This is a genomic window from Bordetella genomosp. 10, assembly GCF_002261225.1.
Classification (GTDB): domain Bacteria; phylum Pseudomonadota; class Gammaproteobacteria; order Burkholderiales; family Burkholderiaceae_B; genus Bordetella_C.
Window position 1 is genome coordinate 244001 of the sequence record NZ_NEVM01000001.1, and the last position, 18111, is coordinate 262111.

The window sequence follows — 18111 nt, forward strand, 5'->3', positions numbered from 1 at the left end:
GCCTCGCAGCGTTGGCCACCCTCGCGCTGGCGGGGATGGTCGCGGCGCTGGCGGCCTGGGGCTTCCTGCGCGCCAGCCTGCCGCGCCTGGACGGCACGGTGGCGGCCGCCGGCCTGGCGGCGCCCGCGCGCATCGAACGCGACGCGCAGGGCGTGACGACGGTGACGGCGGCCAACCGCGCGGACCTCGCCTACGCCACCGGCTACGTGCATGGCCAGGATCGTTTTTTCCAGATGGACCTGTTGCGCCGGATCGCGGCGGGCGAGTTGTCGGCCCTGGTGGGCGCGGACGCGGTGCCGCTGGACCGGCGCAATCGCCTGCACCGCTTCCGCGCCCGCGCCGAGGCCGCGTACGCCGCGCTGGACGCCGACGGGCAGGCGCTGCTGCGGCGCTATGCCGACGGCGTCAACGACGCCGTGCGGGCGCTGCGCGCGCGGCCGTTCGAATATGCCTTGCTGCGCACCCGGCCCGAGCCCTGGCGGCCGGAGGACACCTTGCTGGTGGTCGACGCCATGTACCTGGACTTGCAGTCCGGCGAGATTTCGCGGGTGCTGGGGCGAGGCCTGCTGCGCGACACGCTGCCGCCGGATCTGCTCGCCTTCCTGACGCCGGGCGCCAGCGAGATCGATGCGCCGCTGGACCAGGCGCCCGTCGCGATTCCGGCGTTGACCGTGCCGGCGACGCGGCCGGATTGGCTGGATGCGCCGGTGGCGACGGGGCTCGGGGCCACCACGCCCCGCGCGTCCGCCGCGCCGTTCGGCGCGACGGTGGCGCGCGCCATGCAGGCCGGCCTGGACGGCAATGCCGCCGTCGGCAGCAACAGCTTCGCGGTGGATGGCGCGCACGGCGCCGGCGGCCGCGCCATGGTGGCCAACGACATGCACCTGGGCCTCGGCCTGCCGAACATCTGGTATCGCCTGACGCTCGTGCTATCGGGGCCGGACGGCAAGCCGGCGCGGCGGGTTTCCGGCGTCAGCCTGCCGGGCACGCCGCTGGTGGTGGCGGGCAGCAACGGCGACGTGGCCTGGGGCTACACCAACAGCTATGGCCATTACGTCGACCTCGTGCGGGTGGAGCGCGACCCCGCCGATCCGCGGCGCTATCGCGGCGCCGGCGGGGAATGGCGGCTGGCCGAGGAACACGTCGAGACCATCGCCGTGCGCGGCGGCGAACCCGTGCGCCTGACGGTGCGCGAAACGCCCTGGGGGCCCTTGTTCCGCAGTGGCGATGCCTCCTATGCCATACGCTGGGTGGCCTATCTGCCGGAAGCGGTCGACCTGGGCCTGATGGCCATGGAGCAGGCGCGCGACCTGCCGCAGGCCCTCGCCGCCGCCCAGCGCGCCGGCGTGCCGACGCAGAACATCCTGGTCGCGGACCGCCATGGCCGCATCGGCTGGACGCTGGCGGGACCGCTGCCGGCGTCCACGCTGGACCCGCAAGGCTATCCGGTGCCGGCATCCGCGCTCGGCGCGCGCGAGGCCGCGTTGCGCCGCATGGCGCCGGCCGATTATCCCGTCGTCCTCGACCCCGCGGCGGGCCGGCTGTGGACGGCCAACAGTACACAGCTTGGCGACGCCGCCATGCAGGCGCGCATCGGCGACGGCGGGGCCGACGCCGGCACGCGCAGCCGGCAGATCCGCGACGACCTGCTGGCGCGGCCGAGCAGCAGGGAAAGCGATCTGCTGGCCATACAACTGGACGATCGCGCAACCTGGATCACGCCGTGGCGCGACCTGCTGCTGGCGAGCCTGGATGCCGAGGCCGTCGCCGACCATCCGCGGCGCGCGGAGATGGCGCGCCTGGTGGCGGATTGGAACGGCCGCGCCGATGCCGACGCCGTGGGCTATACGCTGGTGCGGGATTTTCGCGAGGCCTTGTACCAGGCCTGGTTCGGCGGCCTCGACGCGCGGCTGGCGGCGCGCAGTGCCGCCGATCGGCAGGCCGGTCGGCCGGGTTGGCCGCTTGCGCTGGGACGCGCTTCCTCGCGCCTGGAAGCCGTGATGCGGGTGCTGGCGCGCGAGCGCGCATGGGTGCCGCGGCGCTATGCCGACTGGCGGGCATTCATGCTGGCGATGGCCGACGAGGTCATCGCGCAGGACGATGCCGGCGGCGGCTTGGCACAGGCGCGCTGGGGCGACCGCAACCGCCTGGCCCTGGCCCATCCCTTCGCGCGCCTGCTGCCGCCCGCGCTGGGCGGCTGGCTGTCCGCGCCCGCCACGCCGATGCCCGGCGACCTGCATCTGCCGCGCGTGCAACGGCCCGCCTTCGGGGCCTCGGAACGTTTCGTGGTGTCGCCGGGGCAGGAGCAGTCGGGCATCCTGCATATGCCGGGCGGCGCGTCGGGGCATCCCTTGTCGCCTTATTTCCTCGCCGGCAATGCGGCCTGGATGGAAGGCCGCGCCACGCCTTTCCTGCCCGGCGAAGCCGTGCATCGGCTGGATCTGCGGCCGGCGGCGCGGCAGTGATTAACGCGAACGAAGCGTCGGTCCGCTTTACTGCACCCGCACTTCGTAGGCCGTGAAGCGCGTGAACGGCTGCGTGGCCGTGGCGCGTATGCCCCAGTTGCCGCCGTTGGGCAGGTTGTAGGTAATGTCGGAGGCTTCACCGACCTTGTGACCCTGGGCGTCGTACAACGTGAAGACCACGGAGACGCTGTTCAGGGGCCGGCCGGTGTCGTTGTGCAGCGTGCCGGTGATCATGGTCTGGCCGGTGCCGTTGTCGCGCATGGCTTGCAGCGCGTCCAGCGTCACGCCTTGCGGCAGCGATTGGGCGCCGGCCAGGCCGGCGGCGCAGGAGAGGAGGAGGGTGGCGAACAAGCGTTTCATGGCGGCTTCCGGTTTGTTCGAATGGCGTGGCGCGCGATCTGGAAGGATGCGCGCCACGGTCCGGTGATCCCGTGGCGCCGCCGATGACGCATGTAACGTGCCAGCCCCCGTGCCAGCCCCGGCGGACCTACGCGAAATGCAGCGGCAGCCCGGTGATGCGGCGCAGGTCGTCCTCGCTGACGCCGCCGAACCGGTCGATAACGTACACGCCATCGGCGCGGATGTCGAATACGGCAACGTCGGTATAGACGCGCGACACGCAACGCACGCCGGTCAGCGGATAGCTGCAGCGCTCCACCAGCTTGCTGGCGCCTTCGCGCGTGGTCAGCTCCATCATGACGAAGACCTGCTTGGCGCCGATCGCCAGGTCCATGGCGCCGCCGACGGCGGGGATGGCGTCCGGCGCGCCGGTGTGCCAGTTGGCCAGGTCGCCCTGCGCCGACACCTGGAAGGCGCCCAGCACGCAGATGTCCAGATGGCCGCCGCGCATCATGGCGAAGGAATCGGCATGGTGGAAGAAGGCGGTGCCCGGAACCTGGGTCACCGGCTGCTTGCCGGCGTTGATCAGGTCATAGTCTTCCTCGCCCTTGGCGGGCGCCGGGCCCATGCCCAGCATGCCGTTTTCGGTGTGCAGGACGATTTCGCGATCGGCCGGCAGGTGATTGGCCACCAGCGTGGGCAGGCCGATGCCGAGGTTGACGTAGGCGCCTTCCGGAATGTCCTGGGCGACGCGCGCGGCGATCTGGTCACGGGTCAGTTTGCTGCTCATGCTTGCTCCTTGCCGGCGGGCGCGGCATCGATCTGCACCACGCGCTGCACGAAAATTCCGGGGGTGACGACGGCTTCCGGGTCCAAGCTGCCCAGCTCGACCACTTCATTGACCTGGGCCACGGCCACGCGGGCGGCGCTGGCCATGATGGGTCCGAAGTTGCGCGCGGTCTTGCGATAGACCAGGTTGCCCCAGCGGTCGGCCTTCAGCGCCTTGATCAGCGCGTAGTCGGCGTGCAGCGGGGACTCCAGCACGTAATGGCGGCCGTCGATCTCGCGCGTTTCCTTGCCTTCGGCCAGCGGCGTGCCGTAGCCCGTGGGCGAGAAAAAGCCGCCGATGCCGGCGCCGGCGGCGCGGATGCGTTCGGCCAGGTTGCCCTGGGGCACCAGTTCCAGCTCGATCTTGCCGGCGCGGTACAGGCCGTCGAAGATCTGCGAATCGGTCTGGCGCGGGAAGGAGCAGACGATCTTGCGCACGCGGTTCGCGCCCAGCAGGGCGGCCAGGCCGGTGGTGCCGTTGCCGGCGTTGTTGTTGATGATGACCAGGTCCTTGGCGCCTTGCGCCAGAAGGGCATCGATCAGTTCCATCGGCTGGCCGGCCGGGCCGAAGCCGCCGATCATGATGGTCGCGCCGTCCGGCACGTCGGCCACGGCGGCTGCCGCGCTATTAACGATTTTCGAGATCATCGCTATCCTGCTTGTCCGAGAGGGGAAATAAGGCTGTCGATCCGCAAGTCGCCATCAGCGTGCCGGATCCCCTCGGTCGGGGCGGCCGGGCAGGAGAGGGTTGTCTCCATCTATTTGTTCTAATAGCGAACTTTGGTTCTATAATCGAACATATTCCATGACCGTCCACCCTGTGTCAAGACAGAGTGTCCTCAGGGTGAACACATGGCCGAAGCCCACCCCGTTTTCTTCATGACCGATACCGACGCGCCCCGACAGCCCAGCGATTCCTATGTGCAGTCCTTTGCCCGCGGCCTGGCCGTCATCCGCGCGTTCGGTCCCGACGCGCCGCAGATGACGCTGAGCGAGGTGGCCGCCCGCACCGGGCTGACCCGGGCCGGGGCGCGGCGCATCCTGCTGACCCTGGAGCACCTGGGCTACGTGCGCGTGGACGACCGCCGCTTCACGCTGACGCCGCGCATCCTCGACCTGGGGTATGCCTATCTGTCGGCCACGCCCTTGTGGAATCTTGCGCTGCCTTATATGGAAGCCGTGGCCCAGGCCACGCGCGAATCGTGTTCGGTGGCGGTGCTGGACGGGGCGGACATCGTCTACATCCTGAGGCTGGCGGCGCACAAGGTGATGAGCATCAACCTGTCGGTGGGCAGCCGGCTGCCGGCGTGGGTGACCTCCATGGGCCGGGTGCTCCTGGCCGGCCTCGGCGACGAGGAACTGGACCGCCTCCTGGCGGACACGCCGCGCGCGGCCTACACCAGCGAAACCGTCACGGACGCCGGCGCGCTCAAGCGCGTGATCGCGCAGGTGCGCGAGCAGGGTTATGCCTGCGTCGAGCGGGAGTTGGAGCCCGGCCTGCAATCGGTGGCGGTGCCGGTCACCGACCGCGCCGGCAAGGTCATCGCCGCGATGAACGTCAGCGGCCATGCCAGCCGCTATACGCGCGAGGAAATGCTGGCGGCATTCCTCCCGCCGCTACGCGAGGCCGCCGCGCAGATGAACCTGGCGCTGCGGCGCCGCTGATCGCCGTCGCGCGCCGGCCTGTTGGCGCTACCCATATCCGGCGCTACCGGCGGCATCCGACCCTCCTGGCGTGCATCTGAAGGGCCTCATAGCCCGGCACGCTTGCCCGCGGCCCACTGGCGCCGACCGCCGCGCCGGCGGTAAAGTGCCTGCTTCTTCCGTATTCCTTGCAGTCCTTCTTCCATGCTTACCCATCAACGTCGCGCCCTGGTCCTTTTTTCCGGCGGCCAGGATTCCACCACCTGCCTGGCCTGGGCCCTGGCGCGTTATGCGCATGTGGAAACCGTCGCTTTCGACTATGGCCAGCGCCATCGCATCGAACTGGATGCGCGCCTGCGCGTCCTTGAGGAATTCCGCGCGCGCCTGCCGGGGCTTGCCGCGCGGCTGGGCGAGGACCACCTGTTGGACCTGTCCGTGCTGGGCCAGGTGGCCGACACCGCGCTGACCAGCGACCGCGCCATCGAAATGCAGGCCAACGGCTTGCCCAACACCTTCGTCCCGGGCCGCAACCTCCTGTTCCTGACCCTGGCCGCCGCGCTCGGCTACCGTCGCCAACTCGACGTCCTGGTCGGCGGCATGTGCGAAACCGACTTCTCCGGCTATCCCGACTGCCGCGACGACACCATCAAGGCGCAACAGGTCGCGCTAGGCCTGGGCCTGGGCACCCGCCTCACCATCGAAACCCCCTTGATGTGGCTGGACAAGGCCCAGACCTGGGAACTGGCGCAAAACCTGGGCGGCGACGACCTCGTCGAAACCATCGTCGAACACAGCCACACCTGCTACCTGGGCGAACGCGGCTCCCGCCACGCCTGGGGCTACGGCTGCGGCACCTGCCCCGCCTGCGTCCTACGCAAAGCCGGCTGGGAACGCTGGCAGGCCAGCAGGCAACCCCGCCCGCCCCAATCCCAGAGCGTGGGTAACTAGTAAGAAGTAGTGGGTTGTAGGTAGAGGCAAGCCCAAGCCGGTCAGCCAGGCCAGGCGAACCCCACCCCGCGCTCCGTCCGAATCCAGAAAGTCCTGGTCCAACCCGACTGAGTTTCGTCTCGAATCCAAGAAACCCCAGGTCCGTCCAGGGTGGGGCCCATGGGCGGGTGTTGGAGCTAGCCCAGGCGCCGCAGGCGCCGTCGGGAAGTCTGGCGCCGGCGGGCGCCAGACCGTAGCGACCTCCCGCCCGTGGGCCCCACCCTGGACGGGCCGGCAGAAGAACCTCGGGTACACCCCCCCCCCAAAAAAAAACCTCAGGTACACCCACCGAAAGAACCTCAGGAACACCACCCGAAAAACCCCGGGACACCGCTACACCTTGGGAGCAGGATCCTCCCCATCCCCCACCCCCAACCCCCTCTGCATAAGCACCGTATCCCTCCACTCCCCCAGCTTGAACCCCACCGACCGCAACGTCCCCACCGGATGAAACCCGCACCGCGCATGCAGCGCCAGCGACGCCGCATTGGCGCTATCGCCCACCACCGCCAGCATCTGCCGCCACCCCCGCGCCGTGCATTGTTCGATCAGCGTATTGAGCAGCTTCCCGCCCAGGCCCCGTCCCGCCATCCCCGGCTGCACGTACACCGAATCCTCGCAGGTATTCCCGTAGGCGGGCCGCGGCCGGTACAAGGTCGCGTAGGCATATCCCACCACCGCGCCGTCCAGCGTCGCCACCAGATACGGCAGTCCCGCCGCCACCACCGCCGCATGGCGCCGCAGCAGCTCGTCCACGTCGGGTGGCGTCAACTCGAAGGACGCCGTGCCATGCAGCACGTGGTACTCGTAGATGGCCTGGATGGCGGGAAAATCGCCGCTCTGGGCGTCCCGGATGATGAGCTGGGATGAGGAGGACGGGGACATGGCTGCTGCGCTGCAATAGGTGAAAGGGGGAGAACGGCCGCCAGTGTGCACCCGGCCCGGCCGCGGACAAAGCCGGGACGGATTATGCGACGTATAAAAAAGGAAAAACAGGAAGGAAAAACCTGAAAGGGAAAAACCCGAATCCCCTCATCCTCCTCGGGTCCGGCGGCCATTACCCGGCTTAGCCGTTATGATGTTGGGTTTCCCCCCTGGCAAGACCGAGAAAAATCATGCCGCACTATCGTTCCCGCACTTCTACCCACGGCCGCAACATGGCCGGCGCGCGCGCCTTGTGGCGCGCCACCGGCATGAAGGACGGCGATTTCGGTAAACCCATCGTCGCGGTGGTCAATTCCTTTACCCAGTTCGTCCCCGGCCACGTGCACCTGCGCGACCTGGGCGCGCTGGTGGCGCGCCAGATCGAGGAGGCCGGCGCGGTCGCCAAGGAATTCAACACCATCGCGGTCGACGACGGCATCGCCATGGGACATGGCGGCATGCTGTATTCGCTGCCGTCGCGCGAGCTGATCGCCGACTCGGTCGAATACATGGTCAACGCGCACTGCGCCGACGCCATGGTCTGTATCTCGAACTGCGACAAGATCACCCCGGGGATGCTGATGGCCGCCATGCGCCTGAACATACCGGTGGTCTTCGTGTCCGGCGGCCCGATGGAAGCGGGCAAGGTGAAGGCCCCGACCCAGGCCAAGATCGCCGCCAAGATCGACCTGATCGACGCCATGATCAAGGCCGCCGATCCCGCCGTGTCGGACGCCGACGTGGCCGAGGTCGAACGCAGCGCCTGCCCGACCTGCGGTTCCTGTTCCGGCATGTTCACCGCCAACTCGATGAACTGCCTGACCGAAGCGCTGGGCCTGTCCCTGCCGGGCAACGGTACCATCGTCGCCACGCACGCGTGGCGCAAGGGCCTGTTCGAAGGGGCCGGCCGCCTGGTGGTCGACCTGTGCCGCCGCTATTACGAACAGGACGACGAGTCGGTCCTGCCGCGCAACATCGCCACGCGCGCCGCCTTCGAGAACGCCATGACGCTGGACGTCGCCATGGGCGGCTCGACCAACACCGTGCTGCACCTGCTGGCGGCCGTGCAGGAAGCCGGCGTCGACTTCACGATGGCCGACATCGATCGCATTTCGCGCAAGACGCCCTGCCTGTGCAAAGCGGCGCCCGCCACCGACAAGTACCACATCGAGGACATCCATCGCGCCGGCGGCGTCATCGGCATCCTGGCCGAGCTCGCGCGCGGCGGCCTGCTCGACCTGTCGGCGGGCAACGTGCACAGCGGCACGCTGGGCAATGCCCTCGCCAAGTGGGACATCCAGGCCGACGGCAACGAGGAAGCGAAGAAGTTCTACCGCGCCGCGCCCGGCGGCGTGCCCACGCAAGTCGCCTTCAGCCAGGACGCCACGTACCTGACGCTGGACAACGACCGCAAGACCGGCGGCATCCGCGACATCGAGCACGCCTATTCCAAGGACGGCGGTCTGGCCGTGCTGTACGGCAACCTGGCCGAGAAGGGCTGCATCGTGAAGACGGCCGGCGTCGATGAAAGCCAGTTGGTGTTCAAGGGCCGCGCCCGCGTGTTCCAGAGCCAGGACGACGCGGTCGACGGCATCCTGGGCGACAAGGTGGAGCCGGGCGACGTGGTGGTGATCCGCTACGAAGGCCCGAAGGGCGGCCCCGGTATGCAGGAAATGCTGTACCCCACGTCCTACCTGAAGTCCAAGGGCCTGGGCAAGGTGTGCGCGCTGTTCACCGACGGCCGCTTCTCCGGCGGTTCCTCGGGCCTGGTGATCGGCCATGCTTCGCCCGAAGCGGCCGAAGGCGGCAATATCGCGCTGGTCCAGGATGGCGATCCCATCGAGATCGACATCCCCAAGCGTTCCATCCACCTGGCGATCGGCGATGCCGAGCTGGCCAAGCGCCGCGCCGAGATGGAAGCGCTGGGCCACGACGCCTGGCAGCCGCTGGGCCGCGAGCGCGTGGTGTCGCAGGCCCTGCAGGCCTACGCCGCCCTGGCGACCTCGGCCGACCGCGGCGCCGTGCGCGACGTCAGCCAGCTTCGCCGCAAGTAAGCCGCGGGCATGGGGGCGCGGATGCCGCGCTCCACGTCGGCAACGAAGAAGCCACGTCCGGATTGGACGTGGCTTTTTTTCTGGGCCCCGGACTACATGCGATAGCGCAAGGTCGCGTACACCGCGCGCGGATCGCCGTAGTAGCAGCTCACCGTGTCGCAGGACGCCTTGTACTTGCGGTCGAAGAGATTGGTCGCGCTGATCTGCAGGCTGATGCGCTTGTTGATGTCGTATTTCGCCGAAGCGTCGAAGACCGCATGGCCGCCGACCGAGACCTCGTTCGCGCTATCGCCGAAGGTCTGCCCGATGTAGCGCACGCCGGCGCCCACGGTCAGGTTGCCGCGCCAGCCGTCGCCGGGAATGGTGTAGTCAAGCCAGGCCGACGCCAGGTGGTTGGGCACGTGGTCGGGACGCTTGCCGGTATTGCCGTCGATGCCGTCGCTGAGTATGCGTCCGTGCCAGTACGAATAGGCCAGCGAGGCATTCAGGCGCTCGGCCAGGGCGAACTTGCCTTCCAGTTCGAGCCCGCGCACGCCCACCTTGCCGATCTGGCGTTGCTCGGTCTCGGAGATGGCGTCCGGCACGTTCGTCTGCTTCAGGTCGAACACGGACGCGGTGAACAGCGCGTCCGTGCCGGCCGGCCGGTACTTGATCCCGGCCTCGTATTGGGTTCCGTCCTGGGGCTTGAGGGAGCCGCCCACCGTATAGCCGTTGGCCGTGGGCGCCACCAGCGGCTGGAACGATTCAGAGTAGTTCACGTAGGTCGCCAGCCCCTCGGTCCACTTGTAGGTCAGGCCGATGCGCTTGGTGAAGGCGGACGCCGTGTCGTTGTCCTGCGTCCCGGTGTCGTAGTAGATGGCCTTGGTGTTCACGTGGTCCTGGCGCACGCCCAGCGTGAGTATCCAGGGACCGTAGGTCAGTTGTTCCTGGCCGTAGATACCCAGGGCCTGCTGCTTGACGCGCCAGTTCACGTAGGGATCGAGGCTGATGCTCGAACGGCCGGTGTAGACGGGATGGTAGATGTCTATCCCCGGCGCCGTTCCCAGCAGGATGTTCTCGTGCGTGTTGTCGTCGGTGTAGTCGAATCCCGCCAGCGTCTTGCTCTCGATCGATTTCCAGCGCGTGTCGTACTGGACCTGGTTGTCGATCGTGTAGCGGTCGCTCTTGCCCGCCACCGAGAACGCCGTGCGGTCCACGGTGGGATCGACGGTCGCGCCATAGACGTCGGCGTAGTCCAGGTCGACGTGGGTATAGCGCGCGTTGGAGCGAACCGTCCAGCCGTTGCCGAATCTGTGTTCGAACAGCCAGCCGACGTCGGTCTGTCGGGTATTGAAATGGTGGAAACTGGGCTCGCCCAGGAATTTGTTGAGGCTGAGATCGACGTCGGCGGGGAAGGAACGCGCCGTCGAGCTTTCCCGCTGGCTGTAGTCGGCCAGCAGCGTCAGCGTGGTGTTGGCGTCGGGGCTGTAGGTCAGCGCCGGCGCGATATAGAGGCGGTTGTCCTTGGTGTAGTCGTAGCCGTAGTCGGCGTTCTGCCACATGCCGGTGAGGCGGTACTTCCACTTGCCCGCCGCGTCGACGGGGCCGCCGACGTCGAAGCCGGCTTCGTGATGGCCCGCGCCCTGCGTGGTGTAGATCTCGGCGAGCGGTTCGTCGGTCGGGCGCTTGGTGATGGCGTTGACCAGACCGCCGGGCGCGTTCAGGCCGAACAGGCTGGAGGTCGAGCCCTTCAGCACGTCCACGCGCTCCAGCCCATAAGGTTCGACGCGGCTGGCGGTGAACCAGGCGGGGACGCGGGCGGGCAGGCCGTCCCGGTAGGTCCCGAGGGTGGTCTCGTCGAAGCCGCGGATGCGGAAATAGTCGTAGCGGTCGTCGGCGCCGTATTCGTCGACGGCGACGCTGGAGGTATAGGCGATCGCCTGTTGCAGGTTCTGCACGCCGCGCGTGTCCATCTCCTGGCGCGTCACGACGGACACGGCGGCCGGAATGTCGACGATGGGGGTGTCCGTCTTGGTGCCGACCGCGGTGTCCGCCGCCACGAAACCGGCCGTGTCGGTGGCGGCGCTGCCCGTGACCGACACGGTGGGCAGGGTGGTGGCGCCCGTGGCGGGCGGGCGCGGCGCCGGACGCAGCACGTAGCCGCCGTCCGGCTGCGGCGCGGCTTCGATGCCGCTGCCCGCCAGCAGCCGGTTCAACCCGTCCGAGGCGGAATACCTGCCTTGCAATCCCCGCGTGGAGGCGCCCTTGATCAGCGCGACGTCATACGAGAGGTTGACCCGCGCGATGCGGGCATAGTGGGTGAGGGCCGCGTCCAGGGGACCCGCAGGGATGTCGAAGGACAGCGGCGCGGCGGAGGGAGCCGCCTGGGCGTGGACGGCCGGCGTGGTGGCGGCGGCGAGCGTCAGGCACGCGGCGGTCCGCAAGGCGAATGCGAGGGGAAGGCGGCCGGGGCGCGCGGCGTTGCGGGCAGCGCGGCGCGATGGGCGTGAAAAAGTCATGTGTCTCTTCTCGGGGCATGGAGTCCAGGGGGAAGAGGGCGGCGAAAGCAGCGCTCTTTCCTTCAATGCCGGACGAGAAAGGAAATCCCCTCATCACTCGTCATGCGGTCGCCGGTTCCACGCTGATCCAGAACCGTGTATGGCTCACCACGCGCAGGGCGTGGGTCCGCGCCAGGAAGCGCAAGGCCGCGTCGGTGTCGCGCACCTGGTAGACGCCGGAAACCCTGATGCCGGCGATGCGCGGGTCGCAGGCGATGCGGCCCATGCGGTAGCGGGCCAGTTCCGCCAGCAGGTCCTCCAGGCGGGCATCCTCGGCGACGATGACGCCCTGGGCCCAGCTATCGTCGCGCAGGCCGCTGGGCCGCGCGGGCACGGCGCGCGCATGGTCGAACCACCAGCGCTGTCCCGCCTGCGCGAGGATGCCGTCGTCTCCGGCCGCGAGGTGCAGGCGAACCGCGCCCTCCTGCACGCTCAGGCGCGCGCCGTCGTCCTCCAGCCGCAGGTCGAAGCGGGCGCCCGATGCCGGCGGGCCGGCTTGCAGGGCGCCGTACGGCGTCCGCACCCAGAAAGGCCGGTGGACGGGGATGTCCGCGCCGGTGGCGACGAGGATTTCCCCTCGCCGCAATACCAGCAGGCGGCGCTCGGGCCCGAACTCGGCGTCCATCGCGCTGTCGGTGTTGAGGACGACTTCCGTGCCGTCGTCCAGGTTCAGCGTGCGTTGGCCGGCGATGCCCGTGCTGTACTCGGCCAGCAGGCGCTGCCAGGGCGCGCGATCATAGGCGGCCTTGCCGGCCAGCGCCGCCACGCCGCCCACGGCGAACCATGCCAGCACGCGGCGGCGTCCCGAGGCACGGGCGGCCGCGGCGGCTTCGGCGCGGCGCAAGGTGTCGGCCACCAGCGCGGCGGGTCCGCGGCCCGCATCCGTGGCCAGCGATTGCACGCGCAGCCAGGCGGCCGCATGCGCCGGTGCGGCCTGGCGCCAGGCTTCGAATGCGCGTCGCGTTTCCTCGCCGGGCGCGTTGAAATGCAGCTTGACCGCCCAGCCGATCGCCGCGTCGATGACGGTTTCGGGGATGCCGGGATTGCCGCGTCCCGGTTCGGCCGGAACCGGACGCGCGCTCACGATTCGAACCTCGCCGCGTAGCACAGCCGCAGCGCGGCCGCGAGGTCCCGCTCCACCGTCGCCAGCGACACGCCCAGCCGTTGGCCGATCGCCGGGCAGGAGATTCCTTCCAGCCGGGCCCACATGAAAACCTGGCGCGCGCGCCGCGGCAGCCTGGCGAGGGCGTAGTCGATCGCCGCCAGGGTCTGGAACAGGCACAGGCGCTCCTCCGGCGACGGCGCTTCGGGTTCGGGCAGGTGGGCCAGCGCCTCGACCCAGGCGCGCTCCAGCTCGCGGCGGCGCCAGAGGTCGACGAGCAGCCCCTTGGCGATCGTGGTCAGGAAGGCGCGCGGCTGGCGCATCGACACCGGCTCCGGCCTGGCCAGCAAGCGGACGAAGGTGTCCTGGGCCAGGTCCGCGGCGTCGCAGGCGTCGTTGTCCAGCCGCCGTTGCAGCCAGGCCTGCAGCCAGCCATGATGCTCCCGGTAAAGCGTCTGCAAGGCGTGCTGCACCCGCAGTTCGGTCGTCGACAGGGCCCCGGGCCCGGCCTCGTGCATGGACATGGCGAACGAATATAAATAAGAACGATTTTTATTTATATATCAGCCAGCCCTTGCTCTGCAACGCGCGCGGCGGCGCCGCCGCAATTTCTCCACGTTCTGGGTCGTTTTGCTTGCAAGAAAGCGACAGACCGCCGCCCTGCCGGCGGCGATCCCTCTGCCTGGGCCGGTTCGCCTCAGCGGTGGCCGCCTTCCATTTCCCGGCGGAACTGCACCACCGGCGAGTCGGCGTCGTATTCCACGTCGGACCATCGCAGGGCCTGGGTGGCGCGGACGTTGGTCTTGAGCTTGACGTTGTGCGCCAGGCCCAGGGGCAGGTAGCCGCCCTCGACCGAGTCGCGCGCCGGCATCAGGCGGCCGTAGACCGTATAGCCGCCTTCGCCGTCCAGCACCGTGCCGGCGGCGAGTTCGCGCTTGGCGGTGGCGACGACGTCGCCATGCCAGCCGGCCGGCGCGCCCGTGGGCTCGCGCCGCAGGGCGGCGCTGGCGACGCTGATGCCGAGCTCCATGCCCATCAGGTGATAGGGCTTGTACATGGCCGAGTAGTTGCCGCTGGGGTCGGTGACGACGCCGTATTCCTGGAAGCAGCGGCGGACGTAGTCGCTGTCGGCGGCCAGGGTGATGTAGACGCCCCAGCGCAGGTCGCGATAGACCGGCCGGCCGTCGCGTTCCAGCGAGGACACCGTCTCCACCTGGCCGCGGTGATGCAGCATGCCGCCGTCCTCGCGCGGCCGCAGCACGCGCGCCAGGTCGTCGACGCCGCAAGGCGGGAAGTGCAGGCCGGACGGGGACGGCAGCAGGCCCGTCGCGTTGGACACGGCGGCCATCTCGATGGCGCTCTTGGTGCCGTCGAGGAAGCTGTTGAACATCTGCGCGTTGAAGTCGCCCGCCGCCACCATTTCCGGCGTGAAGCCGTAGTAGGGCCAGACGGTGTCGGGCGTGGAGGTGTGGAAGGCCGGCAGGTACTTGGTGCCCTTGCCGGCGGCGATGACCTCGAAGCCGCTGGCGCGCGCCCAGTCGACCATTTCGCAGATCAGCGCCGGCTGGTCGCCGTAGGCGAGGGAGTACACGATGCCGGCCTCGCGCGCCTTGCGGGCCAGCAGCGGTCCCGCCAGCGCGTCGGCTTCGACGTTGACCATGATGATGTGCTTGCCGTGATCGCAGCAGGCCAGCACGTGGCGGATGCCGGCCGCGGCGTTGCCGGTGGCGTCGATCACCACCTCCACGTCGCCGTGGGCAATGACGCGGTCGGTCTCGTCGGTGCAGAAAACGCCGCCGCTGCGGCGCGCGTCGCCGATGGACTTGGCTTGCAGGGCGGCCGCCGGCCAGCCCACCTTGGTGAGCGCCGCGCGGGCGGCATCGGGCCTGAGATCGGCCACCGCCAGCAGGCGCATGCCGGGCGTGCGATGCACCTGGCTGAGAAACATCGAACCGAACTTGCCCGCCCCGATAAGGGCGACCCCGATCGGCTTTTCTTCCGATTCGCGCTGCTTGAGCATGCGATAAAGGTTCATGATTTCGTCTTCCCCCTGCGGATGCCGCCGCCGATGCCGGACCGGCGCCGGCGAGCACGCCTTGAAAGGATAGCCCTTCCAGGCTGCCGTTCGTATGTGACATTTCTCTCCCGCGCAAAAAAGAGAGAAATTTCCGCGGCGTTTGCGTGGAGGCGGCCGAGGGTATTCCCTAGTGCCGCCGGGCAGGCCGTCCCGCGCCGGCGGACGAGCGCCCCGCGTCCCTTACCTGTCCGAGCGGTAGAGCTCGCCGCCCAGGACGTTGCGCCAATTGGCCCAGGTCATCCGCGGCCGTCCCGTTTCCTGCCGGTTGTACGGCGCGTCGTAGATGATGTGGCGCCAGTTCGGGCGCGCGGCGCCGTCGATCGAAGGGCGGTCGTCGACCAGGATGTCGCCCTGCACCAGGGTCTTGTCTCGGGTCAGGATGAGGCGCTCCGTCCAGTCTCGGCCCAGATGGCGCTCGACCCAGTGGTATTTCTCCGCCACGTTGTTTTCGTACTGGCGCAGCGGGGAGCTGCAGATGCGCACGTCCAGGCCCAGGTCCAGCAGCTCGCGCGCCGCCTCGATGGCGCCCGGCACCGGCGGCAGGTTGCGGATGAAGCCCGGTTCGGTATAGATGGCCTCGGCGCGGTCGCGCAGCGCCGGCGCATAGTCCTCCAGGATGTGGAAGGACTTGCGGTCTTCGTATTCGACGGGCGGGATGTCCGGATGACGCCGGCGCCAGGCGTCCAGGAAGGCATGTTCGAAATCGGCCAGCACGCCGTCTTGATCGAGCAGGATCAACATACTTTGCAGAACGTTCCGCGCGGAGAGGGAGGCCGGCCGGGATATCCGGCGGGGCAGAACGCGATGATAACCCCGCGGCCTCGCCTTGCTCTTACCGGCTGGCGGCCTTGACGAGGTAGCGCGACTGGCCGTCCTGCGCCGACTGTACCAGCATGCAGCGTTCGTAATGCCAGTCTAGCGCGGGCGGGGGAGGGGGCGGCGGCATGGCCGTGTCCGCGTTGCGCAGCAGGGTGACGTGCGGACGGAAGGGATGGTCGGGCCGCAGGTCGCCGAGCGCGCCGAGGTCGCGCCACAGGGCGTCCACCTCGGCGGCCAGCGCGGGCGCGCCGTCGCCGGGGCCGGCCCAGACGATGCGCTGGCGCGGAAACACGCCGTAGCGGTCCAGGCGCAGGCTGCCGGGGGCGAAGGGGCGCCGCAGGGTCAGCCGCGTCAGCGGTTCGACCAGTTCGGCCGGGACCTGGCCCAGGAAGGCCAGGGTCAGGTGCAGGGTCTCGGGCCGCATCGCGCGGCCGCCGCAGACGGCCTGCGCCTGCGCGGACCAGGCCGACAGCGCCCGCACCGTGGCGGCGTCCGGCCACAATGCGAAGAACAGGCGGACGGGCCGTTGCGCGGTAGTCGATTGCGCCGCCGGCGCCCCGGCCGCGCCGCGCGCCGCGTCCGGGGACGCTGGCGCGATGGGACAGGCGGGTGCGCCGGACGTAGCGGGCGCGGCGGGATCGGCCGGTGTGTCGCGGGGTCCATCGTTCATGGCGGTTTTCCCATGTGCAAGAAAGAAGCGCCATCGCCACGGTTGGGTGCGTGGCGATGGCGCTTCCTATGATGCCTGAAACACGCCGTCCGCGAGGCGAACGCCGCTATCGGCGGCCGATCAGCGCGCGGCCATGTCGCCGACCGGGGCGGGCGCGGGCGCGGCCTGGGCGGCGGGCTGCTCCACCTTCCCGGTATCGCCGACCTGCGGCGTCGGCAGGCCCCAGCCGCCGCCCAGCGCGCGGATCAGGTTGACGGTGGACAGCGCCCGGGCCCCGTCCAGTTGCACCGACACGCGCTGCTGCGCCAGCACGGTGCGGTCGGAATCGATCACGTCCAGGTAGCTGATCGACCCCTCCCGGTACTGCGTGTGCGACAGTTGCGCCGCCCGCGCCGATGCCTGCACCGCCCGGTCCTGCGCGCCGATCTGGTCGTCCAGGATGCGCAGGTTGGCCAGGTTGTCCTCCACTTCGCGGAAGGCGCCCAGCACGCTCTGGCGATAGTTGGCGACGTCTTCCTCGTAGGCCGCGCGGGCGCGGTCCACGCCGGCCTGGCGGCGGCCGGCGTCGAAGATCGGCAGGCTGAGCATCGCGCCCGTCAACGGACCCAGCAGGAAGGTGCGGCTGGACCATTGGAACAGGTGTCCCAGTTCCGACGATTCATAGCCGGCATAGCCCGTGATATCCAGTTGCGGGAAGAAGGCCGCGCGCGCCGCGCCGATGCGGTCGTTGGCGGCGGCCATCGCGCGCTCGGCGGCGGCGATGTCGGGACGGCGCTCCAGCAGCCCCGAGGGCAGGCCGGCGGGCACGCGCAGGTCGATGCGCGCCAGCGGCGTGGGCGGCAGCGTGAACGCCGACGGCGCCAGGCCCAGCAGCACGGCCAGCGCGTGTTCGGCGGCGGCGCGGCTGCGGTCGATGCCCAGGGCCTCGGACTGCGCCGACGCCAGTTCGGAACGCGCGCGCGCCACGTCCAGTTCGCTGATGTCGCCTTCCTTGTAGCGGCGCTCGACCAGCTTCAGGGTCTGCTCGCGCAGGTCCAGCGTGCGCACGTAGACCTGGCGCTCGGCATCCAGTTGCCGCACCTGGAAGTAGTTCTGCGCGACGTCGGCCTGCAGCGCCAGTTGCACCGAACGCAGCAAGGCCTCGCTCTGTTGCGCGTCGGCGGTGGCGGCGTCGACGTTGGCCGACACGCGGCCGAACAGGTCCGCCTCGTACGAGACGCCGGCCTGCGCGCGCCACAGCGTGGTGGAGGTGGCCGGGCCGTCGTCGGGCAGGCCTTGCGAGGCCGGCGACGCGCGCTGGCGCGTCGGGCCGAAGTTGGCCGTGATCTCCGGGAACAGGCCGGCGCGGGTCTGCCGTTGCAGCGCGCGCGCCTGCGCCAGGCGCGCGGCCGCCGCCTTGAGGTTCTGGTTGGCGGCCTGCGCCTGGAGCTCCAGGCGGTTCAGTTGTTCGTCCTTGAACAATTCCCACCAGGCGCCGCGCAATTGATCCTCGGCGGGCTGGGCGGTCTTCCACTGCCCGGCCTGGTCGGCCGGCAGGGCTTCCTTGAAGGCCGCCGAAGCGGGGGCGGCCGGACGCTCATAGGTGGGCGTCAGCGAGCAGCCCGCCAGGATCAGCGTCGCCAGCAAGGACATGGAAAAGCGTTGCACGTGCTTCATGTCGATTTC

At 69.6% G+C, this 18111-nt stretch carries 15 protein-coding genes; 4 read left to right on the top strand and 11 right to left on the bottom strand.

Annotated elements, in window-relative coordinates; all coding sequences use genetic code 11:
• Window positions 1-11: 11 nt before the first annotated feature.
• A complete protein-coding gene (locus tag CAL29_RS01095; protein ID WP_256977108.1) occupies window positions 12-2465 on the top strand; it encodes a penicillin acylase family protein in 2454 nt (817 codons plus the stop codon).
• Between the two features lie 27 nt (window positions 2466-2492).
• Here CAL29_RS01095 and CAL29_RS01100 read toward each other — a convergent pair whose 3' ends face one another.
• From CAL29_RS01100 to CAL29_RS01110, 3 genes are all read right to left on the bottom strand, one after another.
• Window positions 2493-2825, bottom strand: coding sequence for an FxLYD domain-containing protein (locus CAL29_RS01100; protein ID WP_094851170.1), 333 nt, complete (start codon window positions 2823-2825; stop codon window positions 2493-2495).
• Window positions 2826-2952: 127 nt separating this feature from the next.
• The gene (locus CAL29_RS01105; RefSeq protein WP_094851171.1) at window positions 2953-3594 is read right to left on the bottom strand and encodes a 3-oxoacid CoA-transferase subunit B; all 642 of its coding nucleotides are present in this window, start codon (window positions 3592-3594) and stop codon (window positions 2953-2955) included.
• On the bottom strand, window positions 3591-4280 hold the full coding sequence (locus CAL29_RS01110) for a 3-oxoacid CoA-transferase subunit A (protein ID WP_094851172.1): 690 nt from the start codon (window positions 4278-4280) through the stop codon (window positions 3591-3593). The genes CAL29_RS01105 and CAL29_RS01110 overlap by 4 nt, the downstream gene beginning before the upstream one ends.
• Window positions 4281-4511: 231 nt before the next feature.
• Between CAL29_RS01110 and CAL29_RS01115 the strand changes: the two genes are divergently transcribed.
• Window positions 4512-5297 (top strand): IclR family transcriptional regulator, encoded by a 786-nt coding sequence (locus tag CAL29_RS01115; protein WP_179283957.1) that lies wholly within the window; start codon window positions 4512-4514, stop codon window positions 5295-5297.
• A 183-nt stretch (window positions 5298-5480) separates the two neighbouring features.
• Window positions 5481-6224, top strand: coding sequence for a 7-cyano-7-deazaguanine synthase QueC (queC, locus tag CAL29_RS01120; RefSeq protein ID WP_094851174.1), 744 nt, complete (start codon window positions 5481-5483; stop codon window positions 6222-6224).
• Between the two features lie 372 nt (window positions 6225-6596).
• Here the strand turns inward: queC and CAL29_RS01125 are convergent, their stop codons facing one another.
• Window positions 6597-7148: a GNAT family N-acetyltransferase gene (locus tag CAL29_RS01125; RefSeq protein ID WP_094851175.1), complete on the bottom strand. Its 552-nt coding sequence runs from the start codon at window positions 7146-7148 to the stop codon at window positions 6597-6599.
• A 230-nt stretch (window positions 7149-7378) separates the two neighbouring features.
• On the opposite strand from CAL29_RS01125, the gene ilvD reads away from it, so the two are divergent.
• Window positions 7379-9241, top strand: coding sequence for a dihydroxy-acid dehydratase (gene ilvD / locus CAL29_RS01130; RefSeq protein WP_094851176.1), 1863 nt, complete (start codon window positions 7379-7381; stop codon window positions 9239-9241).
• A 92-nt stretch (window positions 9242-9333) separates the two neighbouring features.
• On the opposite strand, the gene CAL29_RS01135 is transcribed toward ilvD, so the two are convergent.
• The 7 genes from CAL29_RS01135 to CAL29_RS01165 form a co-directional block, all read right to left on the bottom strand.
• Window positions 9334-11739: a TonB-dependent siderophore receptor gene (locus tag CAL29_RS01135; protein WP_094851177.1), complete on the bottom strand. Its 2406-nt coding sequence runs from the start codon at window positions 11737-11739 to the stop codon at window positions 9334-9336.
• 100 nt (window positions 11740-11839) lie between these two features.
• A complete protein-coding gene (locus tag CAL29_RS01140) occupies window positions 11840-12862 on the bottom strand; it encodes a FecR family protein (RefSeq protein ID WP_256977109.1) in 1023 nt (340 codons plus the stop codon).
• Complete coding sequence (locus CAL29_RS01145; protein ID WP_373559681.1) at window positions 12859-13404, bottom strand: sigma-70 family RNA polymerase sigma factor; 546 nt, start codon at window positions 13402-13404, stop codon at window positions 12859-12861. Before CAL29_RS01145 ends, CAL29_RS01140 begins: the two co-directional genes overlap by 4 nt.
• 173 nt (window positions 13405-13577) lie before the next feature.
• Window positions 13578-14915, bottom strand: a complete 1338-nt coding sequence (locus CAL29_RS01150; protein ID WP_094851178.1) for an NAD(P)H-dependent oxidoreductase — start codon at window positions 14913-14915, stop codon at window positions 13578-13580.
• A 222-nt stretch (window positions 14916-15137) separates the two neighbouring features.
• Complete coding sequence (locus CAL29_RS01155) at window positions 15138-15698, bottom strand: 5'-3'-deoxyribonucleotidase (protein ID WP_094851179.1); 561 nt, start codon at window positions 15696-15698, stop codon at window positions 15138-15140.
• Between the two features lie 91 nt (window positions 15699-15789).
• On the bottom strand, window positions 15790-16446 hold the full coding sequence (thpR, locus tag CAL29_RS01160) for an RNA 2',3'-cyclic phosphodiesterase (protein ID WP_094851180.1): 657 nt from the start codon (window positions 16444-16446) through the stop codon (window positions 15790-15792).
• Between the two features lie 120 nt (window positions 16447-16566).
• Window positions 16567-18102 (bottom strand): efflux transporter outer membrane subunit, encoded by a 1536-nt coding sequence (locus tag CAL29_RS01165; RefSeq protein WP_094851181.1) that lies wholly within the window; start codon window positions 18100-18102, stop codon window positions 16567-16569.
• Window positions 18103-18111 lie beyond the last annotated feature (9 nt).